We start from the raw sequence: 25,594 nt of genomic DNA on the forward strand, positions 1-25,594 counted from the left end.
CCGGGGCACGGGCGCAGCGAGACATCGGAAACATTCGAGACCTGGAGGGGTCCAGTGCGGGTCGGCGTGATGATCGGACCGGAGCGGGGTGACTCCGCGCGCAAGGTCGGGCGGATGATCGACGACGTGTTGTGGGCCGAGAGCGCGGGGATGGACACCGCCTGGATCCCCCAGGTGCCCTCGGACTTCGACGCCCTGATCGCCGTCTCGCTGATGGGCGCGCGCACGGAGCGGATCGAGCTGGGGACGGCGGTCGTCCCGTTGCAGGCCCAGCACCCGGTGGCGCTGGCGCGCCAGACGCTGTCCGCGCAGGCGGCCACCGGCGGGCGGCTCGCGCTGGGCGTCGGGCCCTCGCACCACTGGATCGTGCGGGACATGCTCGGCCTGCCCTACGACAAGCCGGCGGCGTTCACCCGGGACTACCTCCAGGTTCTCCAGGTGGCGCTGCACGGGCCCGGCCCGGTGGACGTCGAGAACGACACGTTCCGGGTGCACAACCCGCTCGAGATCGGCCCGATCGCCCCGCTGCCCGTGTTCGTGGCCGCGCTCGGCCCGGTCATGCTGCGCATCGCCGGCGAGCACGCCGACGGGACGGTGCTGTGGCTGGCCGACGAGCGCGCCGTCGCCGACCACGTGGCGCCCCGGATCACCAAGGCCGCCCAGGAGGCGGGCCGCCCGGCGCCGCGGATCGTGGCGGGCATCCCGGTCTGCCTGTGCCTGCCGTCCGAGGTCGACAAGGCCCGGGAGCGGGCGAACCGCATCCTCGGCGAGGCCGAGGTCTCCCCGAACTACCAGCGGCTGCTCGACCAGGGCGACGCGACGAGCGTCGGCGACCTGTGCGCGGCCGGCGACGAGGCGGCCATCCTCGCCCGGTTCCGGCAGTTCGCCGACGCGGGGGTCACCGACCTCTCCGTGCGGCTGCTGCCCATCGGCGAGAACCGGGACGAGCTGGTCGCGTCCAAGCGCCGGACCCGGGAAGTGATCGCCGCCCTCGCGGCGGAAGTGAGATGAGCGCCGGACCGCTCGACGGCATCCGCATCCTCGAGGTCGGCCACATCCTCGCCGGCCCGTACGCGACGATGGTGCTCGCCGACCTCGGCGCGGAGGTCACCAAGCTCGAGCCGCCGGGCGGAGATCTCTCCCGGCAGGTGAGCGACGCCTACTTCGCCAGCATCAACCGTGGCAAGCGCAGCATCCGCCTCGACCTGACCAGCGAGGACGGCCGGGCCCGGCTCGGCGAGCTCGCCGCCGACGCGCACGCGCTGCTGGTCAACCTCAAGCCGTCGGCGATCCGCCGGTTCGGCCTGACCTACGAGGACCTGCGCAAGTACAACGAGAAGCTCGTCTGCGTCGCGCTGACCGGCTTCGGCCTGTCGGCGGGTGACGACCCGGCGTTCGACTACGTGATCCAGGCCGCCACGGGCATCGCCGCGCTCACCGGCGACCCGGACGGCCCACCGACGCTGCCCGGCTACTCCTCGGCGGACAACTCCGCCGGCCTCACCGCCGCGGTCGCGCTGCTGGCCCAGATCGTCTCCGGCCGCGGCGGCCAGCTCGAGGTCTCGCTGCGCGACGTGATGCTCTCCCAGCTCAACTACCGCGCGGCGGCCTACCTCAACGACGGGGTCGAGCCGCGCCGGCTGCCCTTCGGCGCGCACTCCTACTACGTCCCCGCCCAGCTCTTCCCGACCGCGGACGGCTACCTCGCCCTGTTCGTCACCCACGACGGCTTCTGGCGCTCGTTCGCCACCGAGGCGGGGGTGAGCGGCTTCGCGACGATGGCCGAGCGCGCGGCGCGCCGCGAGGAGGTCCTCGCGGTGGTCACCGCGGCCCTCGCCGCGGACAGCGCCGCGAACTGGGAGGACCGGCTGCGGCGGCTGGGTGTGCCGGCGGCGAAGGTGCGCACGCTGCCCGAGGCACTGGCGGCCACCCCCGAGGTCGTGGTGACCGCCGGCGACTTCCGGCTCGTCGGCAGCCCGATCCGCGTAGCGGGCTACGAGCCCGTCTACGGGCCGCCGCCTCGCCTGGGCGAGCACGGCGGCCGGCCCGATCACTCGTAACGGACGACGGTCGAGCCCGAGTCGGGCACTCCCTGGCAGGTCAGGATGTAGCCGTCGTCGATCTCGTCCTGGGTGAGGGCATCGTTGACCCGCATCGTCGCGGTGCCCTCCTCCAGCTTCGCGATGCAGGTGGCGCAGGTCCCGGATTCACAGGAGAACGGTGGGGCGAGGCCGCCGCGCCGCGCGCTTTCGAGGAGGGTCTCGCCCTCGCGCCTGGATACGGAGATCTTCTTCCGGCCGAGGAAGATGGTGACGGTTCCCTCGACCTCCTCACCGGCGGGCTCGGTGCTGGCCGGTGTGCCGAAGCGTTCGACGAAGACCCGCCCCGGCCCGGGAAACGCGCTCTCGACGAGATCCATGAACGGCTCGGGGCCGCAGATGTAGCAGTCGGCGTTGCCGTCGGCGCCGACGAACGCCTTGACGGCGGCGTCATCGAGGAATCCGCTGTCCGCGTCGAGGTGGCGCACGACGGAAAGGCGGTCCGGGTACTTCTCGACAAGCTCCGTGAGTGCCCGCTCGAAGATCATTGACGGCTTGTCGCGGTCGGCGCACAGCAGCCGGACAGTGCGGTCCGTGTTCGACAGCGCGCTCTTCGCCAGCGAGATGATCGGAGTGATTCCACTGCCGCCACAGAAACCCAGCAGGGGGACGTCGGTCTCCTGGAGGCAGAAGATGCCCTTGGGCTCGGTGACCTCGACCTCGTCGCCCGCGGTGACGTTGTCGATCAGCCAGTTCGACACCCGGCCGCCCGGCACCCGCTTGACCGTGGTCATGAGCTCGGAGTCGGTCTCCGGGGCGCTGGACATCGAATACGAGCGCAGGAGCTCCTCGCCGTCGATCTGCACTCGGAAGGTGACGAACTGACCGGCCCGGTACGTGAACGATCCCTCGCGCGGAGCGAGCACGAAGGTACGCGCATCGGCGGTCTCGTGAACGGTCCGGGTGACGGTCGCCCTCTGGAACAGAGGGGCTCTCGGCATCGACGGCCTCCTTCTGGTATGAAGATTCTGCTGAAGTGAGAATATAATTTCCGCAGCACCTGCGTCGTCCCGTGCCCGCCTCCGCGTTGACGTGACCGTCCGAAAGGAGCGGCAGTGAGTGACCGCCCCGCGCTCGTCTTCGAGGAACAGCGGTACAGCCTGGAGCGACTCGACGCGCTGACCGACGGGCTGGCCACGGGATTGGCGAAACATGGAGTCCGGTCTGGGGAACGCGTCGCACTGATGGCCTCGAACCGGCCGGAGTTCGTACTGGCCGTCCGGGCTGTCTGGCGACTGGGCGCGGCTATCGTACTGCTGAGTCCGTCCTGGCGGCGGGCCGAGATCGAGCACGCGCTGGCCGTCACCGAGCCCGCGCATGCCGTCGGTGACCAGGACGCGCTGGCCGAGCTGCTGCCGATGTGGCACCTCGACGAGCCGATCGGCGCGGGGGAGGGGCCGTTCCCGACACCGGACCCGCACGCCGACGCGCTGCTGGTCTTCAGCTCCGGCACGACCGGTCTGCCGAAGGCCGCCCGGCACACACGGGCCTCGTTCGGCGCGGCCGTCGGGCACTGGCGCGACGCACTCGGCCTCACCGCCGCGGACCGCGTCCAGATCACCACCCCGCCCTCGCACATCCTCGGCCTGCTCAACATCGTCACCGCCCTGGAGACCGGCGCCTGGATGCGGCTGCACCGCCGGTTCGACCTCGAGCTGATGCTGCGCTCGATCGAGACCGACCGGATCACCGTCGAGATGGCCGTCGCGCCGATCGCGCTGGCCATCGCCGCCCACCCCACGCTGGAGTCCTTCGACCTGTCGTCGCTGCGGTACATCATGTGGGGCGCGACACCGGTGACGGCCAGCGTCGCCGAGACCGTCACCAGGCGCACGGGCGTCGGCTGGGTGCCCGCCTACGGGGCCAGTGAGCTGCCGGTCATCGCCTGCAACCCGCTCGAGGGGGCCCGGCTCGACAGCGTCGGCCGGGCCGTCCCGGGCGTGCGGCTGCGGGTGGTCTCGCTGGAGAGCGGAGTGCCGGTCGGCCCCGGCGAGACCGGCGAGATCCAGGCCCGCGCGGAGTCGCTGATGGCCGGCTACCTGCCCGCCGAGGCGACGGCGGACGCGTTCGACGACGGCTGGTACCGCACCGGCGACGTCGGCAACCTCGACGCGGACGGGTGGCTCCGGCTCACCGACCGGGTCAAGGAGATGGTCAAGGTGCGCGGCTTCCAGGTCGCGCCCGCCGAGGTCGAGGGTGTGCTGCACGCGCACCCCGCGGTCGCCGACTGCGCCGTGTTCGGCCTCCCCGACACGGCCGACGGCGAGGTGCTCGTCGCGGCCGTCGTGACGAGTACCCAGGTCGACCCGGCGGAGCTCGTCGCGTGGGTGGGCGAACGGCTCGCCTCCTACAAGCGGCCCCGCCGGATCGAGCTCGTGGAAGAAATCCCCCGCCTGCCCTCGGGCAAGGTACTGCGGCGAGTCCTCAAGGAGCGCTATGGACGTACGTCTGACGACTGAGCAGCGGGAGCTGCGCGAGGCGGCCGCCCGGCTGGCCGACGACCTCGGCCCGGGATCCGTCATCGATCTCGACGACGCCGACCGCGCGGCGCGGCTGGAGAAGGCGGTCGCCGCCACCGGGTGGCGCTCGCTGCGCTCCGACGGCGCCTCCGGGGTCGAGGTCGCCCTCGTCGTGGAGGAGTTCGCCCGCGGCCTGGTGGACGTCCCCTTCCTCGGGCCCGTGCTCGCCGACGACCTGCAGGCCAGGTCCGGCGCGGCGGCCGAGCCGGTGGCGCTCGCCGTCGGCGGCGAGGTGGTGGACGCCCGCGGCCTGAGCGCCGCCCTGCGCCTGGTCGACAACCGGGTCGAGACGACCGGCGTCGGCGAGCCGGTGTTCGGGATCGACCTCACCCGGACGAACGCCGCCGTCACCGAGCCCGTCGCGGCGGTCGGCGAGCTCGCGGCGGACGCCGCGCAGCGCTGGCAGGCGCTGGCGCTGGTCGTCACCACCGCCGACATCCTCGGCGCCGCCCGCGGCGCGCACGCGCTGGCCTGCGACTACGCGAAGGTACGCAGCCAGTACGGCAAGACGATCGGGTCGTTCCAGGCGGTGGCCCACCTGCTCGCCGAGAGCCTCGCGCTGATCGAGGGCTCGGTCAGCATCCTGCGCTACGCCGCCTGGGCGGTCGACGAGCTGGATCCGGCGGAGGCGCTGCGGGCCGGCCGGTTCGCGAAGGTCTACACCGAGCGCGCCGCGCGGACCATCTGCGAGACGTCGATCCAGGTGCACGGCGGCATCGGCAACACCTGGGAGTGCCTCGCCCACGTCTTCCTGCGCCGCGCGCTGACGTCCGGCGCGCTGTTCCCCGTCTCTCTGGAGGAGATCGACCTTGGACTTTCGTGACTCGCCGGAGGAGGCCGCCTTCCGCACGCGGCTGCAGGACTGGCTCGCCGAGAACGCGAAGAAGTTCCCGACGTCGGGTGACGAGTACTGGGCCAAGGCGGCGCAGTGGCACCAGGCCCTTTACTCGGGCGGGTTCTTCGGGACCTCCTGGCCGAAGGCGTACGGCGGCCAGGAGCTGCCACCCGTCTACGACGTGATCGTCGACGAGGAGCTGGCCCGCGCCGGCGCGCCGGCGCGGCCGAGCCTGGGCTACCTGGTCATCGGCCTGGGCCGGCACGGCAGCGAGGAGCTGCGGCAGCGGTTCCTGCCGGGCATGATCAACGGCACCGAGCGCTGGTGCCAGGGCTTCAGCGAGCCCGGCGCCGGCTCCGACCTGGCCTCCCTGACCACGACGGCCACCCTGGAGGGCGACCACTACGTCCTCAACGGCCACAAGATCTGGACGAGCTACTCCGATGACGCCGACTGGTGCCTCGTGCTCGCCCGCACCGACCCGGACGCCCCACGGCACAAGGGCATCTCCGGATTCATCGTGAACATGCACCAGCCGGGCATCGAGCAGCGCCCGCTGCCGATGATCAGCGGGGTGACCAAGGAGTTCGGCCAGGTCCTGTTCGACGGCGCGACGGTGCCGGCCGACCAGATGGTCGGCGCGCCCGGCGAGGGCTGGAAGCTGGCCATGACGGTCGTCAGCCACGAGCGGGAGCCCTCGACGCTGGGCTTCACCGCGCGGTACGGAAAGACCGTGCGCAACCTGGCGGCCCGCCTGGACGGGGAGCCGTCGGAGTCGCTGCGGTGGGCCGCCGTGCAGACCGAGATGCTGCGCCTGCACGTGCGCCGGCGGCTGTCCGAGCAGCTCGACGGGCTCAGTCACGGCCCGGACGGCTCGCTGGACAAGCTGTTGATGACCTGGGTCGAGCAGTCGGTGGGGCACGCGTCGCTGGACGCGGGCGGCACTCGCGACGCCGAGCTGCTGGGCACCTACCTCTACAGCCGCTCGCAGAGCGTCATGGGCGGTACGTCGCAGATCCAGAAGAACATCATCGCGACCCGCATCATCGGTCTGCAGGCCTGACCCGGGACGGGTGCCTGCCGCCGGTCGGCGGTGCGGGGACTACTTCGGCGGGAAGCGCAGCGCGCCGTCGAGGCGGATGACCTCGCCGTTGAGGTAGTCGTTGGTGATGAGCTGCTCGGCGAGCGAGGCGTACTCGGGCGACTGGCCCATCCGCTTCGGGAAGGGGACCTGCGGGCCCCAGTAGGCCTCCAGCTTCTCCCCGGCCTTGCCGTAGGCCGGGGTCAGGATCGTGCCCGGAGCGATCGCGTTCACGCGGATACCCAGCGGCGACAGGTCACGCGCGGCGACCAGCGTCATGGAGATGACGCCACCCTTGGCGGCGGAGTAGGCGATCTGGCCGATCTGCCCCTCGAAGCCGGCGATCGACGCGGTGTTGACGATGACGCCCCGGGCGCCGCCCTCGAGCGGCTCCTCCTGGGCGATGGCGGCCGCCACCAGCCGGGTCACGTTGAACACCGCGGTCAGGTAGTACGTGACGGTCGTCGTGAAGGCGTCCAGGCTGTGCGGCGAGCCGTCCTTGCCGACGAGCCGACCGCCGCCGGCCGGGCCGCCGTGGGTGTCGACCGAGATCCGCAGCGGGCCCAGCGTCTTGGCCTCGGCGATCGCGGCGAGGATGTCCTCCTCCGAGGTCGCGTCCACGTGGACGTAGCGGATGCCCAGCTCGGACTCCAGCGCCTTGCCCTTCTCGTCCGCGACGTCGGCCACGACGACCTTCGCGCCCGCGGCGTGGAGACGGCGGACGGTGGCCTCCCCGAGGCCGCCGGTTCCACCGACGACGAGGGCGGAGTTTCCGCTGATCTGCATTAAGGTTTCCCTCTCTTGCTAGCCGCACTTTCGATCTGGAAGACTAACATTCTCATGAATGCGATCACGATCAAGAGCGCAGCCGCTTCGGTCGATGTGCGGCCCCGGATCTCGCGGGCCGTCTGTTCTGGTGCACACGTCGGTTCCGTCGGGGCCGCCGGCGTTACCGGCCGTGGCACGTCCCCAGCCGGCCCGCACATCGGACCCCGGTGAACATTCTGGAGACTGTGGCCGCCGCGCGCGCTGGTTCACTGCGCGCCGTCGGCCGGTTGCTGAGTCAGGTCGAGGGCGCCGGCCGTGACCAGGTGCTGGCGGCCCTCGAGCCGGCCACCGCCCGGGTGATCGGCGTGACGGGCCCGCCCGGCGCGGGCAAGTCGACCACGATCGGCGCGCTCGTCGGCGCCTACCGGGAGCGCGGCCTGCGGGTCGCGGTGCTCGCCGTGGACCCGTCCTCGCCCTACAGCGGCGGGGCGCTGCTCGGCGACCGGATCCGGATGGCCTCGCACACGAACGACCCCGACGTCCTCATCCGCTCGCTGGCCGCCCGCGGCCACCTGGGCGGGCTCGCCGCGGCCGTGCCGGCCGCCGTACGGGTGCTCGCCAACCTGGCCTACGACCTGGTCCTGGTGGAGACGGTCGGGGTCGGCCAGTCCGAGATCGAGATCGCCGCCGTCGCCGACCCGACGATCGTCGTGCTGACGCCGGGCGCCGGCGACGCCGTCCAGGCGGCCAAGGCGGGCCTGCTGGAGGTCGCCGACCTGCTGGTCGTCAACAAGGCCGACCGCGACGGCGCCGACCAGACCGTGCGTGACCTGCATCTTGAGGTCGACGCCCCGATCCTCACCCTCGTCGCGTCCAAGGGGGAGGGCCTGGCCGCGCTGGTCGAGGCGATCGACGCCCACCACCGCGCCGACACCCTCGCCCGCCGGACGGCCCGCGCGCACGCCCAGATCCTCTCGCTGGCGCAGACCCGCCTACGGGAGCACCCGGATCTCGGCCGGCTCGCCGACGAGGTGGCCAACGGCCGGCGCGATCCCTACGCGGCGGCCGAGCTGCTGCTCGGCGGCCTGCCCGAGAAGGCCTGACGGCGCGGAGAAAGACCTTCTCGGCGGCGGGCGACGCGGCGTATCGCCCGGCCGTGTCCAGGCGGATCCGATCAGGTGGTCTGCACACCACCGGTGAAACCGGTGAGGCAGAAATCCCACACTTCCTCGACGGTGATCGGATGTACGTTCTCGTCCTCGGACACCCCGTTGGACTGGGCCAGGAACATGACGGTCTGCATCACCATCGCGGCGGCGCGGCGTGGCTTGAGATCGGGGCGCAACTGACCGGCCGCGGCGGCCCTCGTCATCATGTCGGTGATCAGGGCGAGCAGCGGCGCGTGCGCGACCTTGACCTCGGCCGGGTGCGAGACCAGCAGCTGCGGGGCGAAGTCGGTGAACAGGGGCCGCTGCTGGCGGGCCCGGTCGGAGTGGCTCTGCTCGTACAGCAGGCGGACGGTGATCCTGAGCTGGCCCAGCGGGTCGGGCTCCGCGGCGGAGGCCTCGCGGATCTGCCGGGCGGACTCGTTGAGGGCGTCCTCGAACAGGGCGAGCAGGAGCTCGTGCTTGCCGCTGAAGTGCTGGTAGAAGCTGCGCAGCGACTGGCGTGACCGGTCGACGACCTCCTGCACGGTGAGGTCGATCGAACCCTTCTCGGCGATGATCGCCTGGGCCGCGTCAAGGAACTGGACGACACGCTGCTCGGCCCGGAGCTTGGCCGCCCGGGTCGAGCGCTCGACGGCACGCTGCTTCCAGGCCGGCTCTTCGGTCGGCGTGATCACGGGCAGCTCCGTCTTCTGTGCCATGTACAGAAAGTACTGCACTGCTGCGCAGACATACTGCTAACACAGCAGGTGGACCCACTCCGGTGCCGTCGAGATCATAGCTATCGATCAATGAGAATGATATTCTCGCACCTGTTCGGCGTGAAGGACCACAGGAGTGGTCCATACGTGACCTGGCACGTGCAAACCGACTCTGGGATGTTGGAAGGGCCGGCGGGGGTCGTCGGTCCCTCCGCGCGCACCGGGCCGGCAGGTGTGCCGTCCCCGGGGTGTTGTCGGGCAGTGTGTGCTCTCAAGGAGCCGATGTGACGATCTTCGCTGACCCGCGTGGCGGCACGGGAGGCCCGGCCGTGGCGCCCCCCGCCCGCCCCGCCGCGGCCGGCGCCGCCGCCGACGCGAGCCCGGGAGGGCGAGATGCTCTTTGAGTTCGACTCCGACCAGCGGCTGTGGCAGAAGACGATCCACGAGGTCCTGGTCAAGGAATGCCCGCCGGCGCTGATCCGCGGGATCGCCGACGAGGGCGCCGACCCCGCCCCGCTGTGGCGGGTCTACGCCGACCTCGGCTGGACCGAGCTGACCGAGCCCAGTGAGGCCGTGGAGCTGGCGATCGTCCTCGAGGAGCTCGGCTGGGCGACCGACCCGACCCCCTATCTGGCGACGATGACCTGGTTCGCCCCGCTCGCCCCGGGGGGCGCAGAGGGGGGCCAGACCGGCAGCGCCGTCCTGGACGGCGTGTCCGCCCGGCGTGACCGCGACGGCTGGGTCCTCAGCGGCGTTTCGCGGTACGTCCTCGACGGTGACCGCGCCGACCGGCTGGCCGTCGTGACCGACGCGGGGGTCTTCGTCGTCCCCGCGGCTGATGTGCGGGCCACCCGGGTCGACGTCTTCGACCCCACGCTGCACATCGCAGAGGTCTCGCTGCCCGGCGTCCGGGTCGGCGACGACGCGCGCACGGGCGCCGACCCACGGGCGGCCCGGGACCTGGCGCTCACCGGGCTGGCCCTCACGATCGTCGGGGCCTGCCGCCGTGTTCTGGAGCTGACGCTCGACCACGTGCGCACCCGCGAGCAGTTCGGTGCGCCGATCGGGTCGTTCCAGGCCGTCAAGCACAAGGCGGTGGACATGCACGTGGCGCTGGAACGCGCCCGCGCGCTGGCCTACTTCGCGGCGCTGACGATCGCGGCCGACGACCCGCGCCGCCGGCTCGCCGCCTCCATGGCCAAGGCCGCCGCCGGCGAGTGCCAGTCGGTGGTGTTCCGCAACGGCCTGCAGCTTTTCGGAGCCATGGGCTTCACCTGGGAGAACGACCTGCAGTTCGCGCTCAAGCGGGCCGTCGCGGGCGAGCTGCTGCTCGGCGGCGCCGCCGAGCACCGGGCGCTGATCGCCGAGGAGTACCGTGCAGCTCACGTTTGATGCCGACGTCGAGAAGTTCCGCGCCGAGTTCGTGGCGTTCCTGGACGCGCACCTGCCCAGCGAGGCCGAGACCGGCGAGCGCGCCTACTCCAGTGCGCACGTCCCCGAGTGGGCGCGGCGCTGGCAGCGGCTGTTGTTCGACTCCGGTTGGCTGCTGCCGGGTAATCCGCCGGAGTTCGGCGGGCGCAACGCCTCCATCCTCGAGCAGTACGTCCACCTCGAGGAGCTGGACCGCCGGCGCATCTACCACAGCTTCAACCCGCAGGGGCTCGGCATCATCGCCGCCTCGCTGCTGTCGTTCGGCTCCGAGGAGCAGAAGCGTCGCTGGGCGGTGCCGATCCTGCGGGTCGAGATCACCGCGGCGCTCGGGATGAGCGAGCCCGGCGCCGGCTCCGACCTGGCCTCGCTGCGCACCCGGGCGGTGCTCGACGGCGACCACTTCGTGGTGAACGGGCAGAAGATCTGGACGTCCGGCGCCCACGACGCGGACGTGCTGCTCACCTTCGTCCGCACCGACCCGGACGCGCCCAAGCACAAGGGCATCAGCGTGCTGCTGATCCCCACCGACACCCCCGGCGTCACCCGCCGGCCCTTCGGCTCCCTGATCGACCGCGACGACGTCGACTTCAACGAGGTCTTCTTCGACGACGTCCGGGTGCCGGCGGAGAACCTCGTCGGCGCGCTGAACAACGGCTGGCACGTCGCGAACGGCTCGCTCGGCCACGAGCGCACCCTGCTGTGGCTGAGCTTCGCGCTGCGACTGGAGGAGCTCGCCCGCGACTTCCGTCCCGTCGACGCGCTCGACCGCGACGCGTACGCACGGCTCGTCATGGACGCCCAGGCGCTGCGGCTGCTCGGTTCGGCGGCGCTGGCGCGGGCCGCGCGCGGCGAGCAGGACGTCGCCGCGCTGTCCGTTCTGAAGCTGCTCGGGTCGGAGGCGGTGCAGAAGGCCTCGGAGCAGGCGATGGAGTCAGCCGGGGTGGCGGCACTCGAGCATCCCGGGATGACCGCGCCATACGCTCATCTCAATCTCGAGGCGTTCTCCGCCGGGTGGTTCGAGCGCTACGCGCGGTCGTTCGCCGGCACCATCGCCGGGGGCACCTCGGAGATCCAGCGCACGATCGTCGCCGAGCGCGTGCTCGGTCTGCCCCGGAGCTGAGGAGCCAGGCTTGTTAATTCTCTACGACGTCGCCGACGGGATCGCGACGATCACCCTCAACCGCCCCGAGGTCGCGAACGCGCAGAACGGACCGCTCCTCGAGGAGCTCGACGCGGCGTGGACGAAGGCGGCGGCCGACAAGGACGTGGCGGTGATCGTGCTGCGCGCGGAGGGGAAGCACTTCTCCGCCGGGCACGACCTGAAGTCCGGTCAGCCGCTCCCCGACAAAATCACCCTGGAGATGCTCTACGAGCTGGAGGCACGGCGCTACCTGGAGTTCTCGCTGCGGTGGCGCAACGTTCCCAAGCCGTCGATCGCGGCGGTGCAGGGGCGCTGCATCTCGGGCGGGCTGCTGCTGTGCTGGCCGTGCGACCTGATCATCGCGGCCGAGGACGCGCTGTTCTCCGACCCCGTCGTCGCCATGGGCATCGGCGGTGTCGAGTACCACGGGCACACCTGGGAGCTCGGCCCGCGCAAGGCCAAGGAGATCCTCTTCACCGGGCGCGCGGTCACCGCCACCGAGGCCGAGAAGATCGGCATGGTCAACAAGGTGGTGCCCCGCGACCAGCTCGACACCGAGACCCGCGCGCTGGCCCAGCACATCGCGACGATGCCCAGCTTCGGGCTCCGGCAGGCCAAGCGCGCGGTCAACCAGACCCTCGACGTGCAGGGCTTCTACGCCGCGATCCAGTCGGTGTTCGACGTCCACCAGACCGGGCACGGCAACGCGCTGAGCGTCAGCGGATGGCCGGTCCTGGTCAACCTGGACCAGATGAAGTCAGCGATCAAGAAGGCCGACTAGGCCTGACCGGCCGGCCCGGAGCAGGGCCGACCGGTCTGGTGGGCCGGTTCGGAGCCAGGCCGACCAGGGTTCGGCGGGCCGGTCCGGCGCAACAAGGTCAACGGAGCCGGCCTGCCGGCCCGAGACACAGCCGACGGCGGCGGGCGGGGGCGCGTGACGGCCCCGCCGGCCGCCTTTAGCCGCGCGTCGCCCGCCGACGCCGGCACATCCCGGGAGGCACCATGACCGCAACGGACGAACGAGCCCTCGGCGGCACCATCCGCGGCGGGCCGCGCCCGCTGGAGGGGCTGCTCGTCGTCGGTCTCGAGCAGGCCGTTGCGGCACCGATCGCCACCCGGCACCTCGCGGACATGGGCGCCCGGGTGGTGAAGGTCGAGAACCCGCGCGGCGGGGACTTCGCGCGCCACTACGACGGCGCGCTCAACGGGATGGCGGCCCACTTCGTGTGGGTCAACCGCGGCAAGGAGTCGCTGACCCTCAACCTCACCGACCCGCGGGGAGCCGAGGCGCTCGAGCGGCTGCTGGGCCGGGCCGACGTCCTCATCCAGAACCTCGCCCCCGGGGCGGCGGCCCGGCGCGGCCTGGCCGCCGAGCAGGTGGTCGCCCGCCATCCGCGGATGGTCGCGGTCGACATCTCCGGCTACGGCGAGGGCGGTCCGCTGTCCCACAAGCGGGCCTACGACCTGCTGGTGCAGTCCGAGGGCGGGTCGTGCTCGGTGACCGGCGAGCCGGGCCGGCCGGCCAAGGCAGGCATCCCGATCATCGACCTCGCCACCGGGATGTACGCCCTGAGCTCGATTCTCGCGGCCCTCTACGCCCGCCGGGAGACCGGGCGCGGCTCGGCGATCTCGCTCAGCCTCTTCGACGTCGTCACGGAGTGGATGGGCTACTCCCTCAACTTCACCATGGGCACCGGTGTCGAACAGCAGCCGGCCGGGGTGGGCTCGCCCGCCGTCGCGCCCTACGGCGCCTACCCGACGGCGGACGGCCAGACCGTCGTCCTCGGCACCACCAACGACCGGGAATGGCAGCGGCTGGCCCGCACCGTCCTCGACCGGCCCGACCTGGCGGACGACCCGGCCTTCGCCGGCAACGCCGACCGGGTGCGCGAACGCGCCCGCCTCGACGAGGTGATCATCGCCTGGTCGAAGAGCGTCACCCTCGTGGAGGCCCAGGAGATCCTGGACAACGCCGAGCTCGGCAACGCCCGCCTCAACGGTGTCCAGGACGTCCTGGACCACCCGCACCTGCGTGAACGCGACCGCTGGCAGGAGGTCTCGACCCCCACCGGCACCGTCCAGGCGCTGCTGCCCCCGCCGATCGCCGCCGAGTGGACGCCCCCGATGGGCGCGGTCCCCGCCCTCGGTGAGCACACCGACGCCCTCCTCGCTGAGCTGGGCTACCCGACCGAGGAGATCGCCGCCCTGCGCCGCGACCGGGTGGTGTAACGCGCGCCCCGCAGCCGAGAGTACGGGTGCGGATCGCCATCTTTCGGGCAAAACACTCGAAGCTCCGGGTAGCCTGCTCGCCCTTTCGTTTCGTCCTCGCCGTTTCGGGGGTCGATCCCGGGGGAATCCGGTCCGAAAGGGCGAGAAGGAGAGTAAAGGGCGAGCAGGCTGGCCCCGGAACCCCCGCGCCGGCTTCCGCGGAGCATCCACCCGGAAAGCCGAAGGGCCTTCTCGCGGGAACCGTTCCGGTTCCCGCGAGAAGGCCCTTCGGCTTTTTCGACCTGTCAGAGGTTGACCAGGCGTGGGGCGTGGTTGTTCTGGCGGATGTGGGCGCCGGCCTGGCGGGTGAGGTCGCGGGTGCTGCCGAGGAGGCCGTCGAGGGTGAGGGTGCGGCGGAGGTGGTGGTGGAAGTCGTGTTCGGCGGTGAAGCCGATGCCGGCGAGGACCTGCTGACAGTGGCGGGCGGCGTCGAGGGCTGCCTTGCCGGCGGCTGCCTTGGCGAGCAGGGCGGTGAGCGCGATGTCGCCGGTGGTGGTGCCCGTTCCCGTGGTTGCGCCCGCGTCGGTGGCGGTGGTTGCCGCGGTGGTGGTGGCGGTGTGGAGGGTCGCTTCGGCGCCGTCGAGGGCGACGAGGGTTTCGGCGAGGCGGTGGCGGACGGCCTGGAAGGAGGCGATGGGCCGGCCGAACTGGGTGCGGGCGAGGGCGTGTTCGCGGGTGAGGGCGAGCATGGTGCGGCCGGTGCCCAGGAGCCACCAGCCCAGGGCTCGTTGTCCGGCGGCGAGGGGCAGGTTCGGGTCGCCGGTGCTGGTGGTGTGTAGCGGGAGCGCGGGGTCGATCACGCTGGGCTGGCTGGGGTCGGTGCGTTCCCAGGTGAGCCAGGTGCCGCCGGTGTAGGGCAGGGGGAGGGTGCCACCGAGGGGTTGTCCGGTGGCGTGCAGGAGGACGTCGTTGAGGATGGGGGCGTGTGCGCCGGTTTCGCCGAGGAGGGTGAACACGACGGGGATGGCGGTGTCGGGTTCCTCGGTGAGGAGTTCGGGCCAGCCGAGGTCGGTGAGGGCGGTGTCGAGGGCGGCGCCGGTGGTGCCGGTCATGGCCTTGCGGAAGGTCTCGGTGAGGAGTTCGCGTTCGGCGGCGTCCATGGTTATTCCTTGCCGAGGTCGAGGAGTCGGCGGGCGATGATGTTCCGCTGGATCTCGGCGGTTCCGCCGTAGATGGTGGCGGCGCGGGAGTAGAGGTACTCGGAGCGCCAGCGGGTGTCGGTGAGTTCGATGGTGCCCGGGAGCAGGTCGCGGGCGGTGTCGTACAGGCGTTGCTCGGCGGTGGCGAGCAGCACCTTGTCGATCGACGTCTCCGGGCCTATCCGCCCGCCCTCGCCGAGACGGCGCTGGGTGGCGTGGGAGCGGCAGCGGATGGTGTGCAGCGCCAGGTAGGCCGCACCCAGATCCGCGTCGTCCGTGCTGTCCCTGCTGGTCGTCTCGTCCAGCAGGCGCTCGAGCCGTTCGTAGAGGAACGCGATCCGGTGCCAGAAGCAGGTGGAGCGCTCGTGGGGGAGCAGGTCCATCGCGAGCTGCCAGCCGTCGCCGGGCTTTCCGAGCATGCGGTCGCCGGGGACGACGACGTCGTCGAAGAAGACCTCGGCGAACTCGTCGATGCCGTGCATGGTGCGCAGCGGGCGGACGGTGATGCCGGGGGTGTCCATGTCGACGAAGAACGCCGTGATCCCGCCGTGGCCCGGCGCGGTGCGGGTGAGCAGCACGCAGCGCTGGGAGTACTGGGCCAGGCTCGTCCAGACCTTCTGCCCGTTGACCACCCAGTCGTCGCCGCGGGGCTCCGCCCGGGTGGACAGCGACGCCAGGTCACTGCCCGACCCCGGCTCGGAGAACCCCTGGCACCACTGCTCGGCGCCGGACAGCAGCAGCGGCACCATCTCGGCCGCCAGCGCCGGGGGCGCGTACGAGATCATGGTCGGTGCCAGGACCTCGATCATCGAGTAGATGCCGGGCTCGGCGAGGTCCCGGGCCGCGACCTCCTCGCCGAGTACGGCGCGCAGCACCGCCGGGCCACCGAGGCCGCCGACCTCGGTGGGCCAGCCGTGGCGCATCCAGCCCGCGTCGTACAGGGCGCGGCGCACCCGCGCGAGCTGGGCCACCTGCCCGTCGAGGGAGTGGTCGGGTCCTGGGGTCAGGTCGTTCTCGGCCAGCCAGGCCTGCACGTCCGACCGGAACTCCGCGATGTTCACGGGGTCGGTTCGTAGGCGTGCGGCCGCCCCGAGTCGTGCGCTCCGCTGCGCCGGATGAAGGTCATCTTGCGCGTGCGCAGCCGCCAGCCGTCCGGCGTGCGGCGGTAGGTGTCCGAGTAGTACCCGATCCGCATGTCGTGCTTCGAGTGCTCGATGAAGCACAGCGGCTGGGTTCCGGTCGCCTCGTCGCCGTCGATCTCGACGAGCGCCGTCCCGGTCAGGAACAGGCCCTTCGGCGCGGCCGCGACCATCTTCGGGAACAGGTCGAGGGTGAACACGTCACCGAAGGCGCTGTAGGTGCCGTCCGGGGTGAAGACCGAGAGCAGCCCCTCGACGTCACCCTGGGTGATGGTAACGGCGTACTTCGCCAGCATCTGCTGGATCGCGACGACGTCGTCAGTGGACAAAGGTCTTGCCGCCCTTCATCACGAATTTCACGTTCTGCAGCGTGCTGATGTCCCGCAGCGGATCTCCGGCGACGGCGATGACGTCGGCCAGCAGGCCCTCGGCGAGCCGGCCCCGGTCCGTGACGGCCAGCAGCTCGGCCCCGGTGGTGGTCGCCGCCCGGATCGCGTCGAGCGGGGTCATACCGCGCTCGACCAGGGTCACCAGCTCGATCGCGTTCCTGCCGTGCGGGATCGCCGGGGCGTCGGTGCCCACGGCGATCTTCACTCCGGCGGCCAAAGCCTCCCGGATCGAGTTCCGGGCCCGGGGGAAGATCTGGGCCGCCTTCTCCTTCAGCTCAGGCGCCGCGTGGGAGACGTCCATGCCCTCGATCAGGGCCTGGGTCGCCACGAGGAACGTCCCGTGCTTGACCATGAGCTCGATCGCCTCGTCGTCGATGAGGAAACCGTGCTCGATGCAGTCGATACCCGCCTCGACGGCCGAGCGCACCGCCTGGGCGCCGTGGGTGTGCGCGGCGACCCGCAGGCCGTGGCGGTGCGCCTCGTCGACGATCGCGCGCAGTTCCTCGTCGGAGTAGTGCTGCGCCCCGGGCAGGCTGGTGTGCGACATGACCCCACCCGACGCGCACACCTTGATCAGCTGTGCGCCGTGCTTGATCTGGTAGCGCACCGCCCTGCGGACCTCGGCGACGCCGTTGGCGATGCCCTCCTCGACCGTCAGGTCGAGGACGTGCGGCGCGAACGCGCCGAACATCGTCGGGTCGAGGTGGCCGCCGGTCGGGGTGATCGCGTGCCCGGCCGGCACGATCCGCGGGCCGTCGACCCAGCCCGCGTCGATCGCCTTCATCAGCGCGACGTCGAGCAGGTAGCCGCCGGTCTTGCAGAACAGGCCGAGGTTGCGGACGGTGGTGAACCCCGCCCGCAACGTCCGGCGGGCGTTGCCGACGGCACGCATCATCCGCAGCGGGGGGTCGTCCCGGACGGGAGAGGTCACGGCATGCTCGCCGCGGCCGCCCATCAGCAGGTTGACCTCCATGTCCATGAGGCCGGGCAGGAGAACCAGATCGCCGAGGTCGATGATCTCGCCTTCCGGCGAGCCACCGACACCGACGATCCGGTCTCCGTCGATCTGGAGGATGCCGGGCCTGACGACCTCACCGAGGTCGACGTCGACAAGCCCGGCAGCCCTGATCGTGAGCACGTCAGACGACGGGCTCGACGATCACATCCAGGTAGGCCGCGCCGCTGTCGGGGACGCGGGGCTGCTTCCAGACCTCGACCGGGAAGGACACCATGACCAGCGACTGCATCAGGTGCATCAGGGTGCGGGCGTCCTCGGGCAGGTCGTCGATCGGGAACTTGTCGCAGTAGGCGATCGCGTCCTCGAGGAGCGGGAAGGCGACGTCGTAGAACTCCTGCATCTCGTCCATCGTGGACGCGAGGCGGCGGGCGTAGCGCTCGGGCTCGGTGGCCAGGTCCCAGGCCAGGTACGGCTCGAGGGCGGCGAACTCAGACGGCAGCGGCATCGCTGAACTCCTTCACGCGGTCGGCAACGGTCTTGTGCAGGTGCCGGAGCAGGATTTCCTGGTCGCACAGGGGGAACTCGGTGACCGTACGGGTACCGATCATCGTCTGGGTGGCCTCGAGGGTGTTGGCGTCCTGGAGCGCGTACTCCTTGAACGTCACCGCCGCCAGCTCCTGGGCCAGTCGCTCGCGGGCGTTCTTCGGCGGAGCGAAGTAGAGGCTCGCCTCGAAGGTGTGCTTGTTCACCGCGGTCGGCCAGTAGTGGTACGTCAGGTACCAGCCCGGCTTCCAGAACAGCAGGGTGAAGTTGGGGAAGATCTCGAACGAGTCGGTGCCCCAGGACTTGTGCTTCACGGGGTTGATCCCGGTCGGGAGCTTCTCGACCTCAAGGCCGTCGATCTCGGGCGTGTCCCAGGGGCCGAACAGGCCGCTGCGCAGCACGCGCTCGATCGGCTTGACCATTGACGGGTCCTTCGGCGGGGCCATGCCGCCCCAGGAGGACACCATCGAGTGCGGGCTGAACAACTGGTAGTGCAGCGCCTCGAACCCGTAGCCGATGAGCTTCTCGGCCTCGCCCTTGACGGCCTGCTTCTGGTGCAGGACGGGCGCGTGGTAGAACTCCGCGAAGGCGTCGATGAACAGCTTCCAGTTGGCGCCGACCTCGGCCCGGTAGGAGTAGACCTCGGTCAGCTCCGAGTACGGGTAGCCCTCGAGGCCCTTGACCATGTCACCGAGGTACTCGGTGAGGGTCTCCTGCGGGTTCAGGTTGATGAAGATGAAGCCTTCCCAGACGTCACAGGCGACCTCCTTGAGGCCGAACTGCTTCTTGTCCAGGTCGAAGAACTCGCCCTCCTGCTGGACGAAGGTCAGCTCGCCGGTGAGGTCGTAACGCCAGGCGTGGTACTTGCAGATGAACTGCCGGCAGCTGCCGGCGGTCTCCTCACCCGGGAAGTCGTTCCACACCAGCTTGTTGCCGCGGTGCCGGCACACGTTGTGGAACGCGCGCACCTTGCCGTCCGGGCCCTTGACGATGATCAGCGACGTCCCGGCGGCGGGCAGTTCCTTGGTGAAGTAGCTGCCGGTGCGGGGCAGGCGCTCGACCCGGCCCACGTTCAGCCAGGTGCGCTTGAAGATCGCCTCGCGCTCCTGCTCGTAGAACGCCGGGTCGATCGAGTCGTTGTAGTCGACGGGCGCGGTGCCGAGCTCGGGATAGTTCTCGGTCCAGCTCCCCGCCGGGGGCTTGCTGAAGTGGGGCACAGGTCTACCTCTCGTTTTCGAGCGCCATGCCGATGGTGGTGCGGGCGATGATGTTGCGCGCGATGGCAGGCGCGCGACACTCGCCGACGGTGCCGACCGGACCGTCGCTCAGCCGGACCGTTACCCGGCCGGATCCGTCACTCGGCGTCCGTCGAGGCGTTCCAGCAGGTCCGCGGGTGGCCGGACCGGACGCGCGCGGCACCGTCCCGTCCCTCGGCCCGGCTGGCCGGCCGGGTCGGGGCGTCGACGGGGTGGTGACACGCATGATCGTCCGGTCTCTCCTCGTCCCTGTGAGAACTACGTTCTCCATGTCGATAATTAGGTTTCCATGGAGAGGCCTCCGCGTCAACGTCACCGAACGCAATCGTGACAACGGGTACCCGAGGCGGGACGCAGGGGCGCGCCTCCCGTCGACCGGCAGTTCTCTGGAGCCGAGAAGCCGGCTTCCTCACTTGGAGAGGAGGATGCCACATCCTGCCCCGAACGGCGGCCTTCGGGCGTGACAGCAACGCGCCCGCGCCGCGGCCGCGGGGTGCGGTCGCGACACGGGCGCGGGGCAGGTGCTGGGCCGAGGGCGAGCGGCGGCTCAGAGGTTCTGGACGAACAGCTTCAGGAGCCCTGGACGAACGGGTAGATCCGGGTGAAGTCGACGCCCGGCTCGGCCGCGGCGAACTCCTCCCACACCGACGACGTGACCGTGCCCAGCGACGTCGGCCCGTCCAGCTCGCGCACCTCCTGGAGATAGAGGCGCAGGTCCTTCGCCATCAGCGAGTTCGCGAAGCCGGCCGAGTAGCGCTCGGTGAGCACCTGCCGGGGGAACTTCTCGGCGGTGGCGTTGTTCTGCCCGCTCGCCGTGTTCAGCACGTCGAGCATCGTGCCCATGTCGAGGCCGGCCGAGGTGCCGAACGCGACCGCCTCGCTGGTCGCGGCGAGCGCGACGGCGGCCAGGAAGTTGTTGGCCAGCTTGAGGGCCTGGGCGAGGCCGGGCCGGTCACCGACCCGGCGCCGGCGGTCGCTCAGCGCGGCCAGCACGGGCTCCACCCGGGCGCAGGCGTCGTCCGTGCCCGCGTACATCACCGTCAGGGTGCGGGCACGGGCGCCCGTGACACCGCCGGAGACCGGCGCGTCCACGTAGCCGATGCCGCCGGCGGCCAGCAGGTCGGTGATGCGCTGGGCCGCGCTCACCCCGATCGTCGAGGTGTCGACGACGTGGGTGACCCTGCGGTCGGCCGTCTCGGCAAGCCCGCGGGCCACCTTCTCCGAGATCACGCCGTCGGGCAGGCTGAGCACGACCACCTCGGCGTGCCGGGCGACGGCTGCCAGGTCGTCGAGATGGGTGGTTCCCTCCGGGGCGCGCTCGGGGCCCGCCGCGTCGTGGACGACAAGGTCGAGGCCGAACTGCGCGACGTTGGCCGCGAGCGCCCCGCCCATGTTCCCGAGGCCGACGAAGCCGACACGGGGGGCCGTCATGCGTCGTCGCGTTCCGCCCGCACGGCCTTGACCGCCCGCCGGGCCGAGATCGCGGCCGGCGCGCCGCAGTACGCCGCCACCTGGAACAGCAGCTCGTCGATCTCCGCGTCGCTGACCCCGGTGCGCGACGACGAACTCGCGTGCAGGCGGAACTCCTCCATCCGGCCCAGCGCCGCGGTCATCGCCATGACCAGCAGGCTGCGGTCCCGGGTGGAGAGCACGCCCTCCCTGGTCCAGACGCCCCACGCCATCGACGTGATGTGGTCCTGGAACTGCTGGCTGGTCTCGTCGGTGTCGCCGGTCGCACGGTCGACGTAGGCGTCGCCCAGCATGGCTCGGCGCATGGCGTAGGCGGCGCGTAGCTGCTCGGTCTGTTCCATGGGTCCTCCCGATCCTCAGTAGAGCGACAGGCTGACGGTCTTCACCCGGGCGTACTCGTGCAGGGCCTCGATGCCCTTCTCCCGGCCGTAACCGCTGGCCTTGTAGCCGCCGAACGGCGTCTCGACCGTGAGCGGGCCGCCGTTCACCGCAACCTGGCCGGCCTCGATCCGCTCCGCCAGCCGCAGGCCGCGCGCGACGTCCCCGCTCCAGACGCTGCCGACGAGGCCGTACTCGCTGTCGTTGGCGAGCGCGAGGGCCTCGTCCTCGCCCTCGAACGGCAGTGTCACCAGGACCGGGCCGAAGACCTCCTCGCGGGCCACCGGCAGGTGCGGCGCCACCCCGGCGTAGACGGTGGGCCGGATGTACAGGCCCTTCGCGCCCGGGCCGTCGGCGTAGGCGGCGCCCCCGGTGGCCGGCCGCAGCCCGGACGCCAGCGTCCGTGCGAAGAAGTCCAGCACCTTCCGGTACTGCGCCTCGGTGATGATCGGGCCGAAGTCCACGCCCGGGGTGAGCCGCTCCACCGCCGCGACCACCCGGGCGACCAGCTCGTCGTGCACGGACGCCTCGACGAGCAGCCGGGTCGTCGCCGAGCACACCTGCCCGGAGTTGGTCGCGACGGTCGAGACCGCGGCGGCGGCCGCCCGGTCCAGGTCGGCGTCGGCGAAGACCACCAGGGGAGACTTGCCGCCGAGCTCGAGGGTCGCCGGCACGAGCCGGTCGGCCGCGATCCGGGCCAGGTGCCGCCCGGTGGCGACCGAGCCGGTGAAGGTGACGCGCCCGACCCGCGGGTCGGCGGCCAGCGGGGTCCCGACTTCGGGCCCGGTTCCGGTCACGACGTTGAACAGGCCGTCCGGGAGCCCGGCCTCGCTCGCCAGCCGCGCGAGGCGGACGGTGGAGATCGACGTCAGCTCGGACGGCTTGACCACCACGGCGTTGCCCGCGGCCAGCGCCGGGGCCAGCGCCCGGCACGCCTGGTTCAGCGGCAGGTTCCACGGGGTGATCGCCGCGACCACCCCGTACGGCTCCAGCCGGGTGTAGGTGTGGCTGCCCCCGCCCAGGTCGATCGTGCGCCCGTGGTGCGCGCGCACCACCCCGGCGTAGTACCGGAAGTAGGCGGCGGACTGCTCGACCTCGAACCGGAGCTGGGTGGCGATCTTGCCGGTGGCCACCCGCTCCAGCTCCATCAGCTCGGCCGCGTGCGCGTCGATGACGTCGGCGACCCGGTGGAGCAGCTCGCCGCGCTCCGCCCCCGACCGCCGCGCCCACTGCGGCTGGGCCGCCGCTGCGTCGGTGACGGCACGGTCGACGTCCACGGGGGAGCCGGCGGCGATCTCGTCACCGGGCTCGCGGGTCGAGGGGTCGAGCGTGGGCAGGTAGCTCCCGCCGGCCGGTGCCGCGGCCTTCCCGCCGATCCAGTGGTCGTGACGGACGGTCACGTCAGGTCACCTCCGGGGTGCGGCGGGCGGGCGCGGGGCGCGGCGGGCGCACCGTCACAGCCCGAGCGACTTCGCGATGATCGTCTTCATGATCTCGCTGGAACCGCCGTAGATCCGCCCGACCCGGGCGTCGGCCCAGGCCCGCGCCACCGGGTACTCGTTGATGTAGCCGTAGCCGCCGAAGAGCTGCAGGCAGGAGTCGATCACCCGGCCCTGCATCTCCGTGCAGAAGAGCTTGACCATCGCGGCGTCGGCCGGCGTCGCGTCGCCCGCCACGTGCGCGAGGAGCACCTGGTCCAGCAGGGCCTGGCCCGCCTCGACCTCGGTCGCGCACCCGGCCAGCACGAACTTGGTGTTCTGGAAGGTGTTGAGCGTCTTGCCGAACACCTTGCGGCCGTTGACGTAGGCGACGGTCTGCTCGACTATCGACGCGGCCGCGCCCTGGGCGTTGATCGCGATGGAGAGCCGCTCCTGCACGAGGTGCGAGGTCAGGTAGGTGAAACCCTGGCCCTCCTCGCCCAGCAGGTTCGCCGCCGGGACACGGACGTCGTCGAAGAAGATCTCGACTGCCTCCTGGATGTGCAGCCCGATCTTGTGTAGCGGGGCCCCGCGGCTGACGCCAGGAAGGTCACCGGGGATCACCAGCAGCGACAGGCCGGCGTGGCGCTGGGTCGGGTCGGTTTTCACCGCGGTGAGGAAGAGGTCGGCGTTCAGGCCGCCGGTGATGAACGTCTTGGATCCGTTCACCACGTAGTGGTCACCCTCGCGGCGCGCGGTGGTGGTGAAACCGGCCAGGTCCGATCCCGCGCCCGGCTCGGTCAGCGCCAGCGCGGCGACCAGCTCGCCGCTGGCCAGGCCCGGCAGCCACCGAGTCTTCTGCTCCTCGTTGCCGTGGTCGACGAAGTACGGGACGGAGATGTCCGCGTGGATGCGCAGGGGCCCAGCGCGTAGCCGCCCCGGGCGGCCTCCTCGGTGACGACGGCGTTGAACAGGAAGTCCGCCCCGCCGCCGCCGTACTCCTCCGGGATCCCGAGCCCGAGGATTCCAACGTCCCCCGCCTTGTTGTAGAAGTCGCGCGGCGGTAGGCCGGCTTCCTCCCACTCGCGGTAGTGCGCCCCGATCTCCTTTTCGAAGAAGGTGCGGACGGCTGCCCGAAAAGCGTCGTGCTCGGGACCGTAGACCGTGCGTCGCATCCGGTCGCCCCTCTCCGGCCGAGGCGGGGTGTCCCGCCGACGTCGTCGTCTGAGTCACGGGCTCCGCGCATGACGGGCCCGTCGGGTTTCGTGTGCCTGGTCGTGTGCGTGCTGGATATCGCGTGCGTGTCGGATATCGGTTTCGTGCGCCGGGGACCGGCCGGCCCGGGGGACGGGCAGACCATGCTCAGGAGGAGACGGAGGTGGGCCGCCGCACCCCGGAGCGGCCGGCGGACCCGTGACCGGGACGCCGTCGGCCGACGTGGTGACGGGTCGACCACACTGCCCCGCCAAGCGCCGCCGACCGTGGGAATGCCATCGATCCCACGGGCTCCGGTCGCCTCCAGGCCACCTCGGACGCGTCACCGCAGCCGAACCGCCTCGGCGGGATCGCCGGGAACGGGTCGCCTCGAACTGCATCGCCTCGAACTGGGGTGGTCCCGGGAGTTCGCGCGCGGCCACACGCGGCGCGAGACCGGGGCTTAACGTACCTTCGCTGCCCGGACGCAGTCCAGTGGGCGGCGGCGCCCGTCCTGTCTGGTACGTACCGCGAACAGCCGCGATGGTCGACCGACGGCGGACCGGTGACGGAAGGTACCAGTCCGGGTACGTGGGCGTCGCGGAGGCAGTCGGGAAGATCTTCCGGACCCGTTCGGGTGAGCGTGTCCTCGGCCCAGTGAGTCTCTGCTAACGTGAACCGTCGGCCAACGTGATCAGTTGCGTGCACGTGAACCGTCGTGTGCCGGGTGGCGTGCATGCCGTCTCCCTGACCGCGCTCGCGGGTGTCGTGGCGCATCCGACACCGCGGGTTCCACCACCAGCCCCACCGGCGCGGCCGGTGGCCGCCCGGCTCGAGGGCGGTCGCGGGCGGGGCCGTCGCACTGATTGAACGCTGTCACTGATTGAACGCTGTGACCTGTTGTTACCTGCTGGACGGACGAGACCGTCGCCGGTGCGGGAGTGAGGGGTGGACAGGTTGGACAAGGTGGTTCCGAGCGCGGAGCTCGCCGTGGCGGACATCCCCGACGGGGCCTCGCTGGCGGTGGGCGGATTCGGGCTCTGTGGCATCCCGAGTGGCCTCATCCGCGCGTTGCTCGCCGCCGGCCCCAAGGACCTCGAGACGGTCAGCAACAACTGCGGCGTGGACGACTGGGGCCTCGGCCTGCTGCTGCGGGCGGGGCGGATCCGGCGCACCACCGGCTCCTACGTCGGGGAGAACAAGGAGTTCGAGCGTCAGTTCCTCTCCGGTGAGCTCGAGGTCGAGCTCGTTCCGCAGGGCACCCTGGCCGAGCGGCTGCGCGCCGGCGGCGCTGGCATCCCGGCCTTCTACACCCCCGCGGGCGTCGGGACCCAGGTGGCCGAGGGCGGCCTGCCGTGGCTGTACGACGGCTCCGGCGGCATCGCGGTCGCCTCGCCGCCCAAGGAGACCCGGATCTTCGACGACCGGACCTACGTCCTCGAACGCGGCATAGTCTGCGACTTCGCCCTGGTCCATGCCTGGAAGGGCGACCGGCACGGCAACCTGGTCTACCGGGCGAGCGCCGCCAACTTCAACCCGCTGTGCGCGACGGCCGGGCGGGTCACCATCGCCGAGGTCGAGGAACTGGTCGAGCCCGGCGAGCTCGACCCGGCCCAGGTGCACACCCCGGGGATCTTCGTCCAGCGGGTCGTGCACGCGCCCGACACGGAGAAGCGGATCGAGAAGCGGACGGTGAGCTGA

Annotated in this window: 23 protein-coding genes and 1 pseudogene; 11 read left to right on the plus strand and 13 right to left on the minus strand. The window is 71.4% G+C overall.

The annotated features are described in order from the left end of the window. Window positions 1-54: 54 nt before the first annotated feature. Together FMEAI12_RS09890 and FMEAI12_RS09895 are read left to right on the plus strand one after the other, a co-directional pair. Complete coding sequence (locus tag FMEAI12_RS09890; protein ID WP_112105783.1) at window positions 55-1,011, plus strand: LLM class F420-dependent oxidoreductase; 957 nt, start codon at window positions 55-57, stop codon at window positions 1,009-1,011. Next, window positions 1,008-2,060 (plus strand): CaiB/BaiF CoA-transferase family protein, encoded by a 1,053-nt coding sequence (locus FMEAI12_RS09895; RefSeq protein ID WP_112105784.1) that lies wholly within the window; start codon window positions 1,008-1,010, stop codon window positions 2,058-2,060. The genes FMEAI12_RS09890 and FMEAI12_RS09895 overlap by 4 nt, the downstream gene beginning before the upstream one ends. Here FMEAI12_RS09895 and FMEAI12_RS09900 read toward each other — a convergent pair. Then, window positions 2,051-3,040: a ferredoxin--NADP reductase gene (locus FMEAI12_RS09900; protein ID WP_112105785.1), complete on the minus strand. Its 990-nt coding sequence runs from the start codon at window positions 3,038-3,040 to the stop codon at window positions 2,051-2,053. The genes FMEAI12_RS09895 and FMEAI12_RS09900 overlap by 10 nt on opposite strands. Before the next feature lie 114 nt (window positions 3,041-3,154). Between FMEAI12_RS09900 and FMEAI12_RS09905 the strand changes: the two genes are divergently transcribed. The 3 genes from FMEAI12_RS09905 to FMEAI12_RS09915 are packed head-to-tail and all read left to right on the plus strand — an operon-like array spanning window position 3,155 to window position 6,516. Then, complete coding sequence (locus FMEAI12_RS09905) at window positions 3,155-4,558, plus strand: class I adenylate-forming enzyme family protein (protein ID WP_112105786.1); 1,404 nt, start codon at window positions 3,155-3,157, stop codon at window positions 4,556-4,558. Next, on the plus strand, window positions 4,536-5,441 hold the full coding sequence (locus tag FMEAI12_RS09910) for an acyl-CoA dehydrogenase family protein (protein ID WP_112105811.1): 906 nt from the start codon (window positions 4,536-4,538) through the stop codon (window positions 5,439-5,441). Before FMEAI12_RS09905 ends, FMEAI12_RS09910 begins: the two co-directional genes overlap by 23 nt. Further along, window positions 5,428-6,516, plus strand: a complete 1,089-nt coding sequence (locus FMEAI12_RS09915) for an acyl-CoA dehydrogenase family protein (protein ID WP_112105787.1) — start codon at window positions 5,428-5,430, stop codon at window positions 6,514-6,516. The genes FMEAI12_RS09910 and FMEAI12_RS09915 overlap by 14 nt, the downstream gene beginning before the upstream one ends. A gap of 39 nt (window positions 6,517-6,555) precedes the next feature. Here FMEAI12_RS09915 and FMEAI12_RS09920 read toward each other — a convergent pair whose 3' ends face one another. Then, window positions 6,556-7,320, minus strand: coding sequence for an SDR family NAD(P)-dependent oxidoreductase (locus FMEAI12_RS09920; RefSeq protein ID WP_071066743.1), 765 nt, complete (start codon window positions 7,318-7,320; stop codon window positions 6,556-6,558). Between the two features lie 209 nt (window positions 7,321-7,529). On the opposite strand from FMEAI12_RS09920, the gene meaB reads away from it, so the two are divergent. Then, window positions 7,530-8,405 carry a methylmalonyl Co-A mutase-associated GTPase MeaB gene (gene meaB / locus FMEAI12_RS09925; protein ID WP_071066742.1) on the plus strand — a complete coding sequence of 292 codons (876 nt, stop codon included), beginning with the start codon at window positions 7,530-7,532 and terminating at the stop codon, window positions 8,403-8,405. 71 nt (window positions 8,406-8,476) lie between these two features. Here meaB and FMEAI12_RS09930 read toward each other — a convergent pair whose 3' ends face one another. Next, complete coding sequence (locus tag FMEAI12_RS09930) at window positions 8,477-9,169, minus strand: TetR/AcrR family transcriptional regulator (RefSeq protein WP_071066759.1); 693 nt, start codon at window positions 9,167-9,169, stop codon at window positions 8,477-8,479. 393 nt (window positions 9,170-9,562) lie between these two features. Between FMEAI12_RS09930 and FMEAI12_RS09935 the strand changes: the two genes are divergently transcribed. The 4 genes from FMEAI12_RS09935 to FMEAI12_RS09950 all read left to right on the plus strand — a co-directional run bounded on the left by FMEAI12_RS09935 (window position 9,563) and on the right by FMEAI12_RS09950 (window position 13,970). After that, window positions 9,563-10,561 (plus strand): acyl-CoA dehydrogenase family protein, encoded by a 999-nt coding sequence (locus FMEAI12_RS09935; RefSeq protein ID WP_112105788.1) that lies wholly within the window; start codon window positions 9,563-9,565, stop codon window positions 10,559-10,561. Beyond that, complete coding sequence (locus FMEAI12_RS09940) at window positions 10,545-11,720, plus strand: acyl-CoA dehydrogenase family protein (RefSeq protein ID WP_020461814.1); 1,176 nt, start codon at window positions 10,545-10,547, stop codon at window positions 11,718-11,720. The genes FMEAI12_RS09935 and FMEAI12_RS09940 overlap by 17 nt, the downstream gene beginning before the upstream one ends. A gap of 10 nt (window positions 11,721-11,730) precedes the next feature. Continuing rightward, window positions 11,731-12,522, plus strand: coding sequence for an enoyl-CoA hydratase (locus FMEAI12_RS09945; protein WP_112105789.1), 792 nt, complete (start codon window positions 11,731-11,733; stop codon window positions 12,520-12,522). 221 nt (window positions 12,523-12,743) lie between these two features. After that, window positions 12,744-13,970 carry a CaiB/BaiF CoA-transferase family protein gene (locus FMEAI12_RS09950; protein WP_112105790.1) on the plus strand — a complete coding sequence of 409 codons (1,227 nt, stop codon included), beginning with the start codon at window positions 12,744-12,746 and terminating at the stop codon, window positions 13,968-13,970. Between the two features lie 284 nt (window positions 13,971-14,254). On the opposite strand, the gene FMEAI12_RS09955 is transcribed toward FMEAI12_RS09950, so the two are convergent. The 10 genes and pseudogenes from FMEAI12_RS09955 to FMEAI12_RS10000 all read right to left on the minus strand — a co-directional run bounded on the left by FMEAI12_RS09955 (window position 14,255) and on the right by FMEAI12_RS10000 (window position 23,874). After that, window positions 14,255-15,109: an acyl-CoA dehydrogenase family protein gene (locus tag FMEAI12_RS09955; RefSeq protein WP_112105791.1), complete on the minus strand. Its 855-nt coding sequence runs from the start codon at window positions 15,107-15,109 to the stop codon at window positions 14,255-14,257. Between the two features lie 2 nt (window positions 15,110-15,111). Beyond that, on the minus strand, window positions 15,112-16,209 hold the full coding sequence (locus FMEAI12_RS09960) for an acyl-CoA dehydrogenase family protein (RefSeq protein ID WP_112105792.1): 1,098 nt from the start codon (window positions 16,207-16,209) through the stop codon (window positions 15,112-15,114). Next, on the minus strand, window positions 16,206-16,616 hold the full coding sequence (locus FMEAI12_RS09965; RefSeq protein WP_071063054.1) for a nuclear transport factor 2 family protein: 411 nt from the start codon (window positions 16,614-16,616) through the stop codon (window positions 16,206-16,208). The genes FMEAI12_RS09960 and FMEAI12_RS09965 overlap by 4 nt, the downstream gene beginning before the upstream one ends. Continuing rightward, on the minus strand, window positions 16,606-17,814 hold the full coding sequence (locus tag FMEAI12_RS09970) for an amidohydrolase family protein (RefSeq protein ID WP_112105793.1): 1,209 nt from the start codon (window positions 17,812-17,814) through the stop codon (window positions 16,606-16,608). Before FMEAI12_RS09970 ends, FMEAI12_RS09965 begins: the two co-directional genes overlap by 11 nt. A 1-nt stretch (window position 17,815) precedes the next feature. After that, on the minus strand, window positions 17,816-18,139 hold the full coding sequence (locus FMEAI12_RS09975) for a hypothetical protein (protein ID WP_020461807.1): 324 nt from the start codon (window positions 18,137-18,139) through the stop codon (window positions 17,816-17,818). Beyond that, a complete protein-coding gene (locus FMEAI12_RS09980; protein ID WP_112105794.1) occupies window positions 18,123-19,394 on the minus strand; it encodes an aromatic ring-hydroxylating dioxygenase subunit alpha in 1,272 nt (423 codons plus the stop codon). Before FMEAI12_RS09980 ends, FMEAI12_RS09975 begins: the two co-directional genes overlap by 17 nt. Window positions 19,395-20,003: 609 nt before the next feature. After that, window positions 20,004-20,864 (minus strand): NAD(P)-dependent oxidoreductase, encoded by an 861-nt coding sequence (locus tag FMEAI12_RS09985; RefSeq protein ID WP_112105795.1) that lies wholly within the window; start codon window positions 20,862-20,864, stop codon window positions 20,004-20,006. Then, a complete protein-coding gene (locus FMEAI12_RS09990; RefSeq protein ID WP_020461804.1) occupies window positions 20,861-21,244 on the minus strand; it encodes a carboxymuconolactone decarboxylase family protein in 384 nt (127 codons plus the stop codon). The genes FMEAI12_RS09985 and FMEAI12_RS09990 overlap by 4 nt, the downstream gene beginning before the upstream one ends. 15 nt (window positions 21,245-21,259) lie before the next feature. After that, entirely contained in the window at window positions 21,260-22,681 is a 1,422-nt protein-coding gene (locus tag FMEAI12_RS09995) for an aldehyde dehydrogenase (protein ID WP_112105796.1), read from the minus strand. Window positions 22,682-22,735: 54 nt separating this feature from the next. Beyond that, window positions 22,736-23,874, minus strand: a pseudogene (locus FMEAI12_RS10000) (acyl-CoA dehydrogenase family protein). 976 nt (window positions 23,875-24,850) lie between these two features. Here FMEAI12_RS10000 and FMEAI12_RS10005 point away from each other — a divergent pair. Next, window positions 24,851-25,594, plus strand: coding sequence for a CoA transferase subunit A (locus FMEAI12_RS10005; protein WP_071063147.1), 744 nt, complete (start codon window positions 24,851-24,853; stop codon window positions 25,592-25,594).

Source organism: Parafrankia sp. Ea1.12, from assembly GCF_900465275.1.
Classification (GTDB): domain Bacteria; phylum Actinomycetota; class Actinomycetes; order Frankiales; family Frankiaceae; genus Parafrankia; species Parafrankia soli.

Coding starts and splice junctions, on each gene's coding strand:
- FMEAI12_RS09975 (WP_020461807.1), bottom strand. CDS start 18,139: ATGCCGCTGCCGTCTGAGTTCGCCGCCCTCGAGCCGTACCTGGCCTGG.
- FMEAI12_RS09920 (WP_071066743.1), bottom strand. CDS start 7,320: ATGCAGATCAGCGGAAACTCCGCCCTCGTCGTCGGTGGAACCGGCGGC.
- FMEAI12_RS09930 (WP_071066759.1), bottom strand. CDS start 9,169: ATGGCACAGAAGACGGAGCTGCCCGTGATCACGCCGACCGAAGAGCCG.
- FMEAI12_RS09990 (WP_020461804.1), bottom strand. CDS start 21,244: ATGGAACAGACCGAGCAGCTACGCGCCGCCTACGCCATGCGCCGAGCC.
- FMEAI12_RS09985 (WP_112105795.1), bottom strand. CDS start 20,864: ATGACGGCCCCCCGTGTCGGCTTCGTCGGCCTCGGGAACATGGGCGGG.
- FMEAI12_RS09900 (WP_112105785.1), bottom strand. CDS start 3,040: ATGCCGAGAGCCCCTCTGTTCCAGAGGGCGACCGTCACCCGGACCGTT.
- FMEAI12_RS09935 (WP_112105788.1), top strand. CDS start 9,563: ATGCTCTTTGAGTTCGACTCCGACCAGCGGCTGTGGCAGAAGACGATC.
- FMEAI12_RS09950 (WP_112105790.1), top strand. CDS start 12,744: ATGACCGCAACGGACGAACGAGCCCTCGGCGGCACCATCCGCGGCGGG.
- FMEAI12_RS09910 (WP_112105811.1), top strand. CDS start 4,536: ATGGACGTACGTCTGACGACTGAGCAGCGGGAGCTGCGCGAGGCGGCC.
- FMEAI12_RS09955 (WP_112105791.1), bottom strand. CDS start 15,109: ATGGACGCCGCCGAACGCGAACTCCTCACCGAGACCTTCCGCAAGGCC.
- FMEAI12_RS09895 (WP_112105784.1), top strand. CDS start 1,008: ATGAGCGCCGGACCGCTCGACGGCATCCGCATCCTCGAGGTCGGCCAC.